12 protein-coding genes are annotated in these 15,276 nt (G+C 62.9%); 10 read left to right on the plus strand and 2 right to left on the minus strand.

The features are described from left to right. The first annotated feature begins 445 nt into the window (after positions 1–445). From DEIPE_RS13570 to DEIPE_RS13585, 4 genes are all read left to right on the plus strand, one after another. Entirely contained in the window at positions 446–2,641 is a 2,196-nt protein-coding gene (locus tag DEIPE_RS13570) for a PQQ-dependent sugar dehydrogenase (protein WP_015236545.1), read from the plus strand. A gap of 405 nt (positions 2,642–3,046) precedes the next feature. Further along, positions 3,047–4,753: a DNA repair helicase XPB gene (locus DEIPE_RS13575; RefSeq protein WP_015236546.1), complete on the plus strand. Its 1,707-nt coding sequence runs from the start codon at positions 3,047–3,049 to the stop codon at positions 4,751–4,753. Next, complete coding sequence (locus tag DEIPE_RS22375; RefSeq protein ID WP_015236547.1) at positions 4,753–5,073, plus strand: hypothetical protein; 321 nt, start codon at positions 4,753–4,755, stop codon at positions 5,071–5,073. The genes DEIPE_RS13575 and DEIPE_RS22375 overlap by 1 nt, the downstream gene beginning before the upstream one ends. Beyond that, a complete protein-coding gene (locus tag DEIPE_RS13585) occupies positions 5,070–7,490 on the plus strand; it encodes a helicase-associated domain-containing protein (RefSeq protein WP_015236548.1) in 2,421 nt (806 codons plus the stop codon). The genes DEIPE_RS22375 and DEIPE_RS13585 overlap by 4 nt, the downstream gene beginning before the upstream one ends. A gap of 3 nt (positions 7,491–7,493) precedes the next feature. Here DEIPE_RS13585 and DEIPE_RS13590 read toward each other — a convergent pair whose 3' ends face one another. After that, on the minus strand, positions 7,494–7,868 hold the full coding sequence (locus DEIPE_RS13590) for a cupin domain-containing protein (protein ID WP_157448874.1): 375 nt from the start codon (positions 7,866–7,868) through the stop codon (positions 7,494–7,496). A gap of 148 nt (positions 7,869–8,016) precedes the next feature. On the opposite strand from DEIPE_RS13590, the gene DEIPE_RS13595 reads away from it, so the two are divergent. Genes DEIPE_RS13595 through pruA form a run of 6 tightly spaced genes read left to right on the plus strand, consistent with a single transcriptional unit; the run spans position 8,017 to position 13,262 of the window. After that, positions 8,017–8,688: a GntR family transcriptional regulator gene (locus DEIPE_RS13595; protein WP_015236550.1), complete on the plus strand. Its 672-nt coding sequence runs from the start codon at positions 8,017–8,019 to the stop codon at positions 8,686–8,688. After that, positions 8,685–9,620 carry a proline dehydrogenase family protein gene (locus tag DEIPE_RS13600; protein WP_015236551.1) on the plus strand — a complete coding sequence of 312 codons (936 nt, stop codon included), beginning with the start codon at positions 8,685–8,687 and terminating at the stop codon, positions 9,618–9,620. Before DEIPE_RS13595 ends, DEIPE_RS13600 begins: the two co-directional genes overlap by 4 nt. A 20-nt stretch (positions 9,621–9,640) precedes the next feature. After that, on the plus strand, positions 9,641–9,955 hold the full coding sequence (locus tag DEIPE_RS13605) for a hypothetical protein (RefSeq protein ID WP_015236552.1): 315 nt from the start codon (positions 9,641–9,643) through the stop codon (positions 9,953–9,955). Then, complete coding sequence (locus tag DEIPE_RS13610) at positions 9,956–11,245, plus strand: Gfo/Idh/MocA family protein (RefSeq protein ID WP_015236553.1); 1,290 nt, start codon at positions 9,956–9,958, stop codon at positions 11,243–11,245. It abuts the gene before it with no gap. Beyond that, positions 11,245–11,673, plus strand: coding sequence for a hypothetical protein (locus DEIPE_RS13615; protein ID WP_015236554.1), 429 nt, complete (start codon positions 11,245–11,247; stop codon positions 11,671–11,673). Before DEIPE_RS13610 ends, DEIPE_RS13615 begins: the two co-directional genes overlap by 1 nt. A gap of 38 nt (positions 11,674–11,711) precedes the next feature. After that, positions 11,712–13,262: an L-glutamate gamma-semialdehyde dehydrogenase gene (gene pruA, locus DEIPE_RS13620; RefSeq protein WP_015236555.1), complete on the plus strand. Its 1,551-nt coding sequence runs from the start codon at positions 11,712–11,714 to the stop codon at positions 13,260–13,262. A 202-nt stretch (positions 13,263–13,464) separates the two neighbouring features. Here the strand turns inward: pruA and DEIPE_RS13625 are convergent, their stop codons facing one another. Then, complete coding sequence (locus tag DEIPE_RS13625) at positions 13,465–15,159, minus strand: PQQ-dependent sugar dehydrogenase (RefSeq protein ID WP_425387634.1); 1,695 nt, start codon at positions 15,157–15,159, stop codon at positions 13,465–13,467. Positions 15,160–15,276 lie beyond the last annotated feature (117 nt).

The following is a 15,276-nucleotide window of genomic DNA, read 5'->3' on the forward strand; positions in this document are numbered from 1 at the left end:
GCTGTCTGCCCTAAATCCTGGGAGTGTTCTTAAGAAGGCTTGAGCTGACAGTCAGTTGCGTGTCATACAGGGAACACGGACGATTTCACGCTTCGTTCATCGAAGCTCATAAAAATGTGGTTGGCTGACTAGGAAAAACAAAAAGCAGGTGTGGAATGACAATTTTTTCTGGGTGAGCTTGTCATTACGTTCATGTCGTGGATGCAGAGTGTCGCGCATAGGGCGAGTCCTGTCGGCAGACTGGCCTTTATCGTGAAGACACATTAAAAGCAGGGTAAATGTTTCTCTGAGAATCGAAAAACTACCAAATTGAGACCTTGGCGATAATAAACCTAGCCATCGTATGGCGAGCCGACGCTTGGTTTTCAGGTCGGGTGCGCAGACATTGAGTTGCCAGACTTCGCGACCGATTAAAAGCCAGTACCTTAATGTGAGGAAAAATGACATGAAAAAAACCACATTACCACTACGCCAAAAGCGAATCAGACATTACCTGGGTGCCTTGCTTCTGCCCGCCGTTCTTCTGGCGTGTGGTCAGCCGAATGCGGGAGGTGTCTCGCCGTCGCCTGGCAACCCATCCACCCAAAAGCCATCGCCCACCTCACCGCCCCCGCAAAGCCCCCCGTCGAACAGCCCCATACCGAACGATCCGCCCAGCGGGGGAAAATTCGAGGACCGGCGTGTCGCGCAGCTCTACGCACCCACCGATCTGGCCTTTGCGCCGGACGGGCGCATGCTGATCACGTCACAGAGCGGTAAGGTACGGGTGTACCACAACGGGTCCCTGCTCCCGACACCCGCGCTCGACCTGGCGGGCAGCCTGTGCACCAACTACGAGCGAGGACTGCTGGGAATCACCCTCGATCCGCAGTTCGCCAGCAACCAGTTCGTGTACACCTACTACACCTCCAACAAAAACGGCAACTGCGACCAGAACACTCCGAACGGCCCCGTGAACCGCGTGTCGCGCTTCACCATGAACGGCAACAGCATCGACCGCGCCAGCGAGAAAGTCCTGCTGGACAACATCCCGGCTTTTGGAGGAAACCACAACGGCGGCGACCTGGCCTTCGGTCCGGACGGCCTGCTCTATATCAGTGTCGGGGACGCGTTCTGCGTGATGGGAAATTACAGCCGCTGCGGGGGTGATAACAGCAACTCCCGGTCGCGCGCCAACCTGCTCGGCAAGATTTTGCGCATCGAGAAGAACGGCAACGTTCCCGCCAGCAATCCCTGGAGCAGCGAAACTGGTGCACGCTTCTGCGGAAACCCGGCGGGCGTCCCGGCGGGTACGGGACCCTGCGCCGAGACTTTCGCCTGGGGCCTGCGCAACCCCTTTCGCATGGCCTTCAAGCCCGGCACGGGCGACCTGTACATCAACGATGTCGGCCAGGAAGCCTGGGAGGAGATCAACCTCGGCAAGGCCGGCGCAGATTACGGCTGGAACACCCGCGAAGGCAACTGCAAGCGCAACTCCGTGACCGACTGCGGCGCCCCGCCTGCAGGCATGACCAACCCGATTTTCGCCTACGACCACGCGGACAACTGCAAATCCATCACGGGCGGCGTGTTCGTACCTCGTGGGGTGTGGCCCAAAGAGTACGACAACGTCTACCTGTTTGCCGACTACGTCTGCGGCAAGATTTTCCGTCTGTTGCCCCAGGGAGACGGCAGTTTTGCGCGCGCGGATTTTCGTACCAACCTGGGTGAAAGCAGCGCCGTGACCCTGATGTTCGGGCCGTACAACGACACCCAGGCTTTGTATTACCTGACGTACGCCGGTGGCGGCGAGGTACGGCGGATCTCGTACGTCTTCAATCGTGCGCCGCAGGCCAGCGCGACTGCCAGCGTGACCTCCGGCACGCTGCCCCTCGAAATCACCTTCGATGCCGGCCAGAGCAGTGACCCCGACGGCGACCCGCTCCGCTTCCGCTGGGACTTCGGAGATGGCAGTGCGCCCGCCAGCGGAGCGAAGGTCACGCACACCTACACCAAAGCCGGTACCTTCACGGCGCGCGTCACCGTGACGGACAATCAAGGTGCGACGGGCGAAGCAACGTTGCAGGTTCAGGCTGGCAATACGGCACCCAAAGTGCAGATTCTCAGCCCCACGACCAGCGATACCTTCCGGGTCGGGCAGACACTGACCTTGAGGGGCAGTGCTTCTGACGCCGAGGATGGCGCGCTGGCCGACGCGCAGCTTACCTGGCATGTCGAGCTGCGGCACAACGACGACCACAGCCACCCGTTCCTGACGTCTCCTGGCAACAACCTCACCATCACGGCGCCCGCACCTGAAGGGCTTGACGCCACCGAGCGCAGTTACGTGCTGATTACCCTGACCGCCACGGACTCCAGGGGCGCCTCGACGACCGTTACGCAGAAACTGCAGCCCAGGCGCGTGAACGTCAGCTTCGACACGCGGCCGGCAGGTCTGACCTTCGACGTCAACGGGACGGCCATCACGGGCGCGCAGACGCGGGTTTCCTGGGAAGGTTATGTGCTCAACCTCACCGCGCCCGTTCGGCAGACGCAAAATGGCACGACGTACCAGTTCCAGGGCTGGTCGAACGGGGGTGCCAATCCACAGAGTGTCACGACCCCCGCGACGGGTGGCTCGTTCACGGCGATCTACCGGTGAATGCACCTCTGCCGATTCCGGGTGAAACCGTCTTCTTTCGCGTTCGGCTTCACGGCTTGCCCGTCTCCCATGATCTGAGGTGGAACGATTGCGCAACCCCTGCTGATTCCAGGTTGTGACATGTGAACTGCGCCATCTGGCCGACATGATCAACCGACTGGCTTAATTTGTGATTCCGTTCCGATTCTGCTGCCACCGTAACCGTTAGAGTATGTCTACCACGGAAGGGAGGTGATCCAGCTGTTAAATAAAATGGTTGGTGGAGGTGTCCGCCGAGGGTAGTACCTCGAGGACTTGAGTACCCCTCAATGTCAGGCGGGTACCGCGAAAGGCCGAAAGCAAGTGCTTTCGGCCTTTCTTTTTGGCGTTTTTCCTGACGAGCGCCCCGCCACGTATACTCACCCCATGAGCGGCTTCGATCCCCTGAATCCCCTCATCGTGCAGGCCGACCGCTCGATTTACCTGGAGGTGCACAACGAGCGGGCAGAAGCGGCGCGCGCCGCCATTGCTCCTTTTGCCGAGCTGGAGAAAAGCCCCGAACACCTGCACACCTACCGCATCACGCCCCTGTCGCTGTGGAATGCCGCGAGCGCCGGCATCACACCTGAAATGATGGTCGGCGCGCTGGAAACGTACGCCAAGTTTCCGGTGCCGCCCAATGTGGCCACCGATGTCCGGGAGCTGGCCGCACGCTGGGGCCGCCTGCAGCTCATCGAGGCCGGCAACGCCCTGGCATTGCAGGCCGCCGAGGGTGACGCGGCACTGTTGCTGGAAGTCACCCGCCACAGAAAAGTCGTGCCACTGTTGGGAATTCGGCTGGGTGAGCGGGCCGTGGAAGTGCCGCTCGCGCACCGTGGCCTGCTCAAACAGGCGCTCTTGGAAGTTGGCTGGCCGGTCGAGGACCTGGCCGGCTACAGCGACGGTCTGGAGTTTCCCATCGGGCTGTCGCAGGCCCTCGCGGTGCGTGACTATCAGGAGGAAGCGGCGCGGGCCTTTTACCAGTCGGGCAGCCGGCAGGGCGGTTCGGGCGTGGTGGTGCTTCCCCCGGGTGCGGGCAAGACCGTGGTGGGCATGGTGGCGATGAGCCTGGTCGGGCAGCGCACGCTGGTGCTCACCACCAACCGCACGTCGGTGAACCAGTGGCGACGCGAACTGCTGGACAAGACCAGCCTCTCACCTGACGACGTGGCCGAATACGGCCCGGGCAAGCACCGCCTGGCTCCGGTGACGCTGGCGACCTATCAGATGCTCACCGCGCGCAGCAAGAACAGCGCGGAGTACCCGCACATGGAACTCTTCCGTGCGCAGGACTGGGGGCTGATCGTGTACGACGAGGTGCACCTGCTGCCCGCCCCCATCTTTCGCCTGACCGCCGAGGTGCAGGCCCGCCGCCGCCTGGGCCTCACGGCCACCTTGATCCGCGAGGATGGCCGCGAGGGTGACGTGTTCAGCCTGATCGGCCCCAAGCGTTACGACCTGCCCTGGAAGGACCTGGAAGGACGCGGCTGGATTGCCACCGCCGAATGCTGCGAGGTGCGCGTGCGCCTGCCCGAGCACGAACGCCTCGCCTACGCGCTCGCCGAGGAGCGCGAGAAATTCCGGCTGGCCGCCGAAAATCCCCGCAAGCGCGACCTGACGCGCGCCATTCTGGCGCTGCACGCCGGACAACCCACCCTGGTGATCGGTCAGTACCTGGGGCAGCTCGAGCTGATCGCGCAGGATCTGGAAGCGCCCCTCATCACCGGCCAGACGCCCCAGCGCGAACGCGAGCGGATGTTCGACGCCTTTCGCGAGGGCCGCCTGAGCACGCTGGTGCTGTCCAAGGTCGGGAACTTTGCGCTCGACCTGCCCGAAGCGCAGGTGATGGTGCAGGTTTCGGGCACCTTCGGTTCGCGCCAGGAGGAAGCCCAGCGCCTCGGTCGGCTGCTGCGCCCCAAGCGGCACGGTGAAAGTGCTCAGTTCTACAGCCTGGTCACGCGTGAAACCCGCGAGGAAGACTTCGCCCATCACCGCCAGCTGTTTCTGGCCGAGCAGGGCTACGCCTACCACGTGAGCGACGAAGCCGAATGGGACGCCTCATCCACGGGCGCCGCCGCGCGGGAGCTCAACTGATGCCCCGCAAGAAAAACACGGCTCAGCCCACCGCAACTTTTGCCGAGGGCAGCCCGGGTGTGGCGTCGGGTGAGCAGCACGCCCAGGCTGCTTCGCCGGAAATACTGCCGCCCACGACCGTCACGGTGCACGCGCCGCTCACGCTGATCGAGGTGACCGACGCTGCAGACCTCGACGCGCTGCAGGGTGACGCGCGGCTCGCGCCGCTGATCGTGGCGCGCGTCTCGGCCACGGTGGCCGTGGCGCTTCCCGACAAGGCGCGCGCGTTGCTGGACGCCCTGCGCAAGGCCGGTCACACGCCCAAGGTGAGCGGGGAATGACGACTTCCAGCGGCGAGCGCCTGACACTGGACTTTGCGCTGGAACGCATGCCGCATGAACAGCTGCGGGCCGCACTGAAGCGCTTTGCGCCGCAGTCCAGGCTGATCAGGACCGCCGAGATGAAGCAGGCCGTGCGGGATGTGGTCAGCGATCCTGACCGTCTCGGTGAGCTGATGTCCCGCTTGTCGCCCTGCGAGCGCTTCCTGCTGGGAGAACTCCGGCGCGCGGGGGGCGCCGCGAGCGGCTGGGACCTGATTTTGGCGGCGGCAGCGCAGGGTTTCGCTCCCGGGGACGATGAGGTCACACGCGTATACAACCGCACGGTGCGCGACCGGCCCGGACCGCGTTACCTGTGGCCCCTGATTCGTGACGGGCTGCTGCTTCCCGCAAGTGACGTGAATTCCTGGGTGCTGGAAAGCGCTTACGCGGAAACGAGCGCCGCGCACGACATGGTGTACGCGGACGCACGCCTGCTGAACGCCTTGCCGGACGAGCAACCCGGCGTTCCTGAGCCGCTGCGTGTTCCGACCGCCCCGATTGAACCGGGCATGCACTCTCCGGTGATTTTGCTGCTGGAACTGGCTGAGCTGTACGGCCGACTGTTTTCGGCGGGCAGTTTGCCGCTCACCCAGCAGGGGACCGCGAACCGTACGGCAGTTCGGCGCCTGCTGAAAGGCACGCCGCTGCACGAGGACGACTTCGAACTGCTGGTGATGCTGCTCGCGCTGCTGGGCCTCGTCCGGACCAGCAGTTCGGCCATCACGCCCGATCCCCGGGCGTGGGCAGCCTGGAACGAACTGTCGATGTCCCAAAAACGGCGTGCCCTGACCGAGGCGTATCTGGCGATGCCCGGTGACGCCGAAAGCGGCGCCGGGCATCTGACGAGTGCGCCCGCTGCCCGGCGGGCCCTGCTGCAGGGTCTGGCGCTGCTGCCGGGAACCACCGAGCGCGAAACCTTCCTGGCAGCCATGTACGACCGTCTGGGACGGCTGGTGAACTTCGACCGCTGGACGGTATACGGCCTCGCGGCGCGCACCGGCAAGCCCCTGCCCGACGTGCCCATGCCCGACTGGTTTCGGCTGGCGCTCGCGCCGAACGGTCCGTTCGTGCGCCTGGGGCTGGCCCGCGTGCGTGACGACGGCAAAAAGGCTTTCGTGGCGCCCGGTCCCATGCTCAGCACGCTTCGTGGTCAGGAGGAGGGGAGCATTGCTGGCCCAGTCTGGCTGGCGCAGCCGAATTTCGAACTGCTGGTGTACCTGGATCACCTGTCGCCTCCGGCGCTGCGCACACTCGGCGCGGCTGAGGCGGTGCGTTTCGACGCACAGACGGCGCTTTACCGCCTGACACGTGACAGCGTGTACCGGGCGCTGGAAGCCGGTCAGGACGTGCAGGAGCTGCTGGATGACCTGGAGCGCTTTTCGGCGGTGCCGCTGGGGGCGGCCCTGCGGGCGACGCTGCTCGATTGGGCCGCGCGCCGTGAGCGTCTGAGCGTTACCCTGAGTGCGACGCTGGTCGAATACCCGACTTCCGCCGAACGTGACGCCGCCTTGCAGCGCGGCAGTGCCGGGCGTGCAAGAGCGCTGGGCGAGCGCTTCATGCTGCTCGCGCCGGGTGCGCGAGGCCCTAAGGGCGCTGTCCGCGTTTCCTACGACGAGGCGCCCGCCCGGTCGCTGCGTTTTTTTGCGGACGGGCGTTTTCAGGTGCTGGACGCCGACCTGGCCCTGCGGGCACTGCTGGCAACAATCAGTGTCACCGGAAAGGATGGCAAGCGCGCCTTTGTTCCAGCCCGCCTGGCGGGCACCGGGCCCGGTCTGCTGGAAACGCTGGAACGCCGCGCTCAGAATGCCATTCCGCGTGGCGCTCGCGCGATGTTGTCCTTGTGGACGGGCGCCAGTGCGCCACCCGCCCTGGCCGAGGTGAGCGTACTGCAGCATTCCGACGCAGCGGCGCTCGCGGAACATCCCCAGGTGCGCCCCCTGGTGGAGGGAGCGTTGGGCGCGAACCTTTTGCTCGTGAAGGCGGGCCGGCAAGCCGATCTGCGCGCAGCCCTGCAGGCCATGGAGGTCACCGTCAGCGCCGAGTTGCAGCTTGGCGCCGAACAGGCCACCCAGACGCTCACGGCGGCCGGCGGAGAGTTGCAGCACGGCCTGGATACCCGCCGGACCCGCGTGCTGATCGAAAGCGCCATCGAGCGCGGAAAGCTGCTCAGCCTGGTCTACCGCGAGGAGCGCCTGGACAGCTGGAGCTACACCCGGACCATGGGTCGCCAGCACAAGGCGGTGGTGCGCCCACTGCGGGTCTACCGTCTGGGCAGCACGCCGTACGTCGAAGTCGAGGACCCCGACGACGGCGAACGCGACGAGATCCGTATCGGCTACATCCTGGGCATCGGGGAGTTGGCGCCGAACAGACGCTGAGAATCAGCGCCGCAGGTAGCTGTCGCTGCCGTTCAGCCAGTCCTGCCGGGGCGGGCTGAACACGTCGAGCCCGCTGAAGTCCTCCAGCACCTCGGCGCGGTGGGGAAGACCGCCGGGAATGACCAGCACGTCGCCGGCGCGCAGGATGAACTCCTGTTCCTCGTTTTCGCCCAGCACCAGTTTGATGGCGCCCGAAAAGGCCATGGAAAGCTGCTCGTTGTCGTGTACGTGCCTGGGTACGATGCAGCCGGCCTTGAGTTCGAGCTGGGCGAGCATGACCTTTTCACCCGAGATCAGCTGGCGTGCGAACTGCTCGTTGACCTGCTCGCGCGCGACGTCGTTCCAGGAATACACGGTGGCCTTGACTTGGTTTGTCATGCTCACACCGTATCACTCCAGATGAGGGCGGAATTTACCGAACTGCCCGTATCAGGGAAGTAGTGTGGCAGCCCGCACCGGGGAGAAGGGTGAATGGGCCGCGAGACAAGGGCCGGTTGTGAAACTCAGGATTTTGTATACAATATCCATGATGTTCGAGCGTCCGACCCTGGTGCGTGACGAGGTATACCAGCACCTCCGAAGCGCCATTCTGCAAGGCGAATTCTCACCGGGCGAGAAGCTCGGTGAAGCCGAGCTGGTCGCGCGCCTGGGCGTGTCGCGCACCCCGATTCGTGAGGCGGTGCAGCGCCTAGTGCAAGAAGGCCTGCTCGAAGCCAGCGCCAACCGTGGGGTGTGGGTCCGGCAGATCGGTGCCCGCGAAGCGCGGGACACCTATGCGGTGCGCGAGACGCTCGACGGGCTGGCTGCCGAGCTCGCGGCGCTCGAACACCGTGAGGACGACGCGCAGCGCCTGCGGGAGGCTCTGGAGCTGCTCGACGACGCCGGCGGCGATTACCGCGAGCAGACCCGGCTCGACCTCGCCTTTCACCGCGAGGTGGTGCGCGCCAGCCACAACGTCGCGCTGGCCGATCTGGCCCGCTCGCTCGAACAGCGCGTGGCCTTGATCAAGCACCTCACCCGAACCTACAACGCCCATCCCCAGACTTCGCAGCAGCACCACGCCATCCTGAACGCCGTGCTCGCGCGTGACGCCGCAGGCGCGCAGGCCGCTGCGCGCCTGCACGTCCGCACCTTTGCCGAACTCGCCCTGCGTGATCTGCCATCCACCGAACCTCACCCCTCCAAGGAGTCTCCGTGATCGACCGCATTTACCGAACTGCCGTGCTGAGCGTGGCAGGCAACAAGACCGTCGAAGAACTCGTCCGTACGCGGGGCTGGAGCATCGCGCAGCGCTTTGTGGCCGGCGACGAACTGGCCGACGCCGTGCGCGCCGTCGAGGAACTGGAGCGCGAAGGCGTGTATGGCATCCTGGATCTGCTGGGCGAAATGGTGACTTCGGAAGAGGAAGCCAACACCTTCGCCGAGAAGATCCTGGCCATCCTCGATGCGCTGGAAGGCAAACCTTACCCCAAGTACGTCTCGATCAAGCTTTCACAGATCGGGCAGGACCTGCCTTCGCCGCAGGGTGAGAACCTCGGGATGGTCAATGCCCGCCGCATTCTGGCGCGCGCCCGGCAGATTGGCGCCTTTGTGCGGCTGGACATGGAAGACCATCCCCGCACCGACCAGACCCTCGCCGAGTTCCGCACGCTGGTGGGGGAATTTGGCGCGCAGACAGTCGGCACCGTGCTGCAATCCTACCTGTACCGCACAGAGGGTGATCTGGCGAGCCTGGCGGACCTGGCGCCCAACCTGCGCATTGTCAAGGGGGCCTACCTGGAACCCGAAAGCGTCGCCATGACGAACAAGGTCGATGTGGACGCCGCATACCGCCGGCTGGTCTACGCGCACCTGAAGGCCGGCCACCCCACCGCCATCGCCACCCACGACGAGCACATCATCGACGACGTGAAGCGTTTCGTGCTGGCCCACGGTATAGCCCGCAGCCAGTTCGAATTCCAGATGCTCTACGGCATCCGGCGCGACCTGCAGCGGCAACTCGCCCGTGAAGGCTACACGGTGCGGGCCTATATTCCCTACGGACGCGACTGGTACGCCTACTTCAGCCGCCGTATTGCCGAGCGCCCGGCGAACGTCATGTTCGTGCTGCGCGGCATGCTGAAAGGCTGAACGACAGAAAGGAAGGCACCATGCTCGAACTTCGCACGCAACACTTCACTCTCTACGCGCTGGGAGTCGCCGACGAACCGGAACTCGCGGGCGCCGGCAGTGTCGACGTGCTCGTGGAACTGCAGGGAGGCGAGCGTTTTGCGGGAACCGTGCGCACGCTGGGCAGCCTGGACAGCGAACTGACCGCCCAGGCTTTCGTGCCCGTAACGGACTCGCTGATCGTGCGTGACCTCACGGCCCAGGGTCTGGTGGACGCTGTGGCGGCGCTGCTGGCCGAAGACGCGCTCGATGAAATTTTTCTGGAAGTTCTGGAAGAAATCCAGGTCGAGGTCTGAATGGCAGCGCCCGTGGAGATCGTGATGCTCGGTGCGGGAAACCGCGGACACCACGCTTACGGCACGTGGGCGCTCGCGCATCCGCAGCAGATGCGGGTGGTGGCCGTCGCTGAAAGGGACCCTGTCAAGCGTGCCCGCTTTGCCGCCGCGCACGGCATCGCGCCCGAGTGGCAGTTCGCGGACTGGCGCGAGCTGCTTTCGCGTGACCGGCCCGCACCGGCCGCCATCATCGCCCTCCCCGACCTGCAGCACGAGGAAAGCGCCCTCGCGGCCCTGGGCGCCGGATACCATTTGCTGCTCGAAAAGCCCATCGCGTCCACCCTGGCGGGCACCCTGCGGGTCGTGCAGGCGGCGCGAGAAGCGGGCACGCTCCTGATGCTGGGCTACGTGCTGCGCCACACGCCCTTCTTTCGCGCGGTGCGAGAGGTGGTCCGCTCGGGACGGCTGGGCGAAATCGTGAACGTCGAGTGGCGTGAGAACGTGCACGCCCTGCACTTCGCGCATTCCTACGTGCGCGGCAACTGGGCCAGGGAAGAGATCGCCAGCCCGATGCTGCTCGCCAAGGCCAGCCACGACCTCGACCTGCTGGGCTGGAGCACCGGCCTGCGGGTGGCGCGGCTCGCCAGCTTTGGTAATCTCAAGTTCTTCCGGCCCGAATACGCGCCGCCCGGTGCTCCACGGTATTGCCTCGATGGCTGCCCGGCCGCCCAGGCGTGTCCCTTTTACGCGCCCAAGACCTACCTGACCGGGCACGTCGGTTGGCCGACCAGCGTCATCAGCCCCGACCTCGGCCTCGAAGCGCGTGAAGACGCCCTGCGCACCGGTCCTTACGGGCGCTGCGTCTTTCAGGCAGGCAACGACGTGGTCGATCATCAGGTCATCAGCCTGGAGTTCGAAGGTGGAGCGAGCGGTTCGCTGACCGTGCACGGACACTCGGGCGTGGAGGGCCGCACGCTGCGCTTCGACGGGACACGCGCCACGCTGCGCGGCAGCTTCACGGGCGCACGCCAGGAACTGAACGTGCAGGACCACGACGCCGCGAGTTTTTACGGCGAGTCGCTTCCCGAAACCATTTCCCTGAAGGCCCCGGGTGGCATGGCGGGTGGCGGTCACGGTGGAGGAGACAGCGGACTGATGCAGGCCTTTGTCGCGGCCGTGCGTGGCGGTGAGATCGCGCCGCTCGATCTGGAAGTCGACAGTCATCTGCTCGCTTTTGCCGCAGAGAAAGCGCGCCGGAGCAGGCGGATTGTGGAGTTGGACGAGTTTAAGAACCAATGTGTGGAGGTATAATGCAAGACAGTCCAATCCAAGTGAATGGCTACTGGCTCGCCGAGTTTTTCGGCATGACTGGCTGGCATATTAATGCTGATGATCATCCGTTGAACAAGTTCAATATGGAAAACTTTGTATCTCGCTTGAAGCTAGTCAATGATTACCTCCAGCCTGCGCTTGATGACTACAGCCCTGCACAAAGGTATGCCGTAAAGGAAACGCTCCGTTATGCTATAAACTGTTTTACGGCAGAGGAGATCGAGCATTTTATTGGTATGCAGGTACCTGATTTGCAAAGAAAACCTCATGAGTTTCTCGAGAATATATGGATGATAATGTTTGGAGGAGAGCCGCATGAGTTGGATTGGATCGTCGATTATTATAGAAAAGATGATTATAACGATTCCTTAGATAAGCCTGAATTGAAGTATGGCTACGATCGATGAGTCGAGCAAAGACAAATATTTCAAATCAAGGAGACCTTATGTTGAAACTGCCCCCCTACAAGAACGAACCTTTCACCGACTTCAGCCTGCCCGAAAACCAGAGTGCGTACCGCGAAGCGCTCGCCTACGTTCGCAGCACCTTCGGACGCACCTACCCCCTGGTGATCGGCAGCGAGCGCATCGAAACCCCGGAGAAGATCGCCAGCGTCAATCCCTCGAAGACGAGCGAGGTCATCGGCTACACCGCCAAGGCGCGCATCGAAGACGCCGAAAAGGCCCTGCAGGTCGGCTGGGACGCCTGGCAGGAATGGAAGAACTGGAGCATGGACGCCCGCGCACGCGTATTGGTCAAGGCTGCCGCGTTGCTGCGCCGCCGCAAGCACCAGTTCTCCGCGCTGCTGACCCTGGAGGCCGGCAAGAACTGGGCCGAAGCTGACGGTGACACTGCCGAGGCCATCGACTTCCTGGAGTACTACGCCCGCCAGAGCATGAAATACGCCACCGCCGGGGAAACCTACGATTTTCCCAACGAGGAAAACCGTCTGCAGCACATTCCCCTCGGCGTGGGGGTCAGCATCTCGCCATGGAATTTCCCGCTGGCGATCTTCGCGGGCATGCTGGCCGCTCCGATCGTGGTGGGCAACTGCGTGATCGCCAAGCCCGCCGAGGACACTGGCCTGATCGCCGCCTGGATCGTGGATCTGCTGCACGAAGCGGGCCTGCCTGCGGGCGTGCTGACCTTTTTGCCGGGCCTCGGTGAAGAAGTCGGTGATTACCTCGTCAAGCACCCCAAGACGCGTTTCGTGACCTTCACGGGGTCGCGTCAGGTGGGCCTGATGATCAACGAGAACGCCGCCAAGGTGCCGCGCGGTCAGAAGTGGATCAAGCGCGTGGTGCTGGAAATGGGCGGCAAGGACGCCCTGATCGTCGACGAAACCGCCGACCTCGAAGAAGCCGCTTCGGCGGCAGTGGCGAGCGCCTTTGGTTTCTCGGGTCAGAAGTGCAGCGCCATGAGCCGCCTGATCGTCGTGGACAGCGTGCATGACGAACTGGTCCGTCGCGTGGTCGAGAAGACCAAGGCGCTCAAGGTCGGCAGCGGCGAGGAAAATGCCCACGTCACCCCGGTGGTGAACGAGGAGAGTTTCGAGAAGGTCAGCCGCTACATCGAAATGGGCAAGAGCGAAGGCAAGCTGCTCACTGGCGGCGGTGTTGACGGCTCGGTGGGGCACTTTATCGAGCCGACCATTTTCGACGACGTGCAGAGCGGCGCCAAAATCGCCGAGGAAGAAATCTTCGGTCCGGTCGTGGCCGTACTGTGCGCCCGCGACTTCGACCACGCCCTCGAACTCGCCAACGACACCGAGTACGGCCTGACCGGCGGCGTCTTCACCAAAAAGCGCGAGCGCATCGAGAAAGCGCGCATGGAGTTTCAGGTCGGCAACCTCTACATCAACCGCAAGATCACCGGAGCACTCGTGGGGGTGCAGCCTTTCGGCGGCTTCAACATGAGCGGCACCGACAGCAAGGCCGGCGGCCCCAACTACCTGGATTACTTTTTGCAGCTCAAGACGGTCGCCGAGCGTTTCTGAGCGACGACTGGAGAAAGGCTCGGGTCTATTGGCCCGAGCCTTTCTCCTTGCCGTTGGCTTGGTACTTTGAGGTCAGCACGTGTGCTTGCCGCCGAAGCTTCCATACATGGGCGAAGGGCGAGTGGAAAGATGTTCAGCCGGACACGGTCTATGTTCCGCAGAGACACAGGCGCTCGTTAAAGAGTTATTGCGTTATCAAAAGTCAGTTGCCCAGGTAGCTCGCGGGCTTCAGCAAGGTAATTCGTGCGGTGGGTGCCCCGTTCACTTTGGGGAACAGTTCGCTCACATACAAATTGCCGTTTGGGGTCTGCACAATGTCGATCGGGTCGTCGAAGGTGATGGCGCCGAGGTTCGGCTTGGCGGCGTCACCGATTTTGCCACTCGATATGACGTTGCCACTGCTGTCGAGCCTGAGGACCAAGATATCGTTGCCACTGGAATACTCGACCACCATCAGGCGACCTTTGAGCGCACTGTTGAGCGCGGTGCTGGTATATTCGATGGCGCCGTTCGGCGAGCGGTTCGGTCCGAAGTCGTAGGCGGGTTTTTGCCATTTCGGGTCTGGCTTGACACCAACCGGGTAACCTTGTCGACCGTCCTTGTCCGCCACGACCTCTGCTGGATCAACGTTCGCTGTAGGATTGCCGCCGTTCAGAATGTAGTGACCTCTCAGGGCTACCGGGTGACCGAAGTACTCGTTGGCACCACCGGTGAGGGTCTTGAACAGGTAATCGTTCTGGTTGGGCACCTCATTCAGGGCTGGGGCCCCACCGCCGGCCGGGGTGCTGCCGCCAGCCGCTCCCCCGTTGGTCGGCATGTAAAGGTGCTTGTTGCTATGCCACACCAGGTCGAAGGAGTTGCGTACACCATCGGCGAAAATCGTAACAGGTGCCTCGGGATCACTGGCGTCATAGATGTTTGCCGGCGCATAAAAAGGACCTGTCTTGGTAGGCTGGTCCGGCGAGGCCTGGGTCTGTACGTCAATCGGTGCGGTTCCGTTGGCATTGAGCGCGCCCACATACCTTGGATTGATCTTGAGCACGGTGGCGCTTAGGAGCGTTTCTTCACGTTGCCATTCCGGATCGAGCGCACCGGTCGAGCTGTTGCTGCCCTGAGTGACGTAGAGAAAGCCATCCTTGAACGCCAAACTGGACGTCAGGTGATCGCGGCGCGAGCGTGGCAGCCCCACCACGTAATCATCCAGTCGGCTGAGATTCAGGTCGCTCTCGTTAAGCGTAATTTTTGAGATGCGTCCCGAAAAGTTTTTTGGCGGCGACCTGTCGGCATTGAACAGGGGATCGTTGTTGCTGACCCATAACACGCCTGAATTACTTGGATCGAAGGCCATACCGATGATGGGACGATTTGACAGACCGCTTCCGCTGGTCCCACCGGTGGTGATATTGATGTTCACGCGGTTGGTCAATTTCCCGTCTGTGCCAATAGACCAGCGGTAAAGCTGGCCGTCGAGCGTGGAGCCGTAAAGTTTTGTGCCGTCGGGGCTGACGAGTAGACCCACCACAGCAGATGAACGCGGATCATCAAGAACGACCTCTTGCGAAAAAAGAGCGACGCGGGGCCCAGTTTTAGATTCCGTACCCGTTGTGAAGGTAAACTTGAAATTTTGAAACGAATTGCCTTTGAGATCCTTGACGCCATTGGTTACTTCAAAGGTATATTTGGTGTTTGCCGCAAGCAATCCTTCTGGCAAGACAGATTGGTCAGGGGAAAAGGTGATATTACTGTCTGCGCCATCTGTGTTGGCTGTACCAGGAACTTCCTGACCGGTTGCCGTATTGTACAGGCGCACGCTGTTGCCTTTAAGGGATGCTGGGTCGACACCGTTGTTCTTGTCTGGAAATGATGGGTTGGCGGTGATGGAGGTATCGCGCAACACGTTCGTGGTGGTTTTGGGCTCTGAAACGTCGGTGATGCGTGGGCCGGAAGCGTTGGGTGAACCGACGCCGCCGCTACAGGCAGCCAGCGACAGCGCCAGGCCGACGCCCAGACAAGT

The organism is Deinococcus peraridilitoris DSM 19664 (assembly GCF_000317835.1).
GTDB classification, from domain to species: domain Bacteria; phylum Deinococcota; class Deinococci; order Deinococcales; family Deinococcaceae; genus Deinococcus_A; species Deinococcus_A peraridilitoris.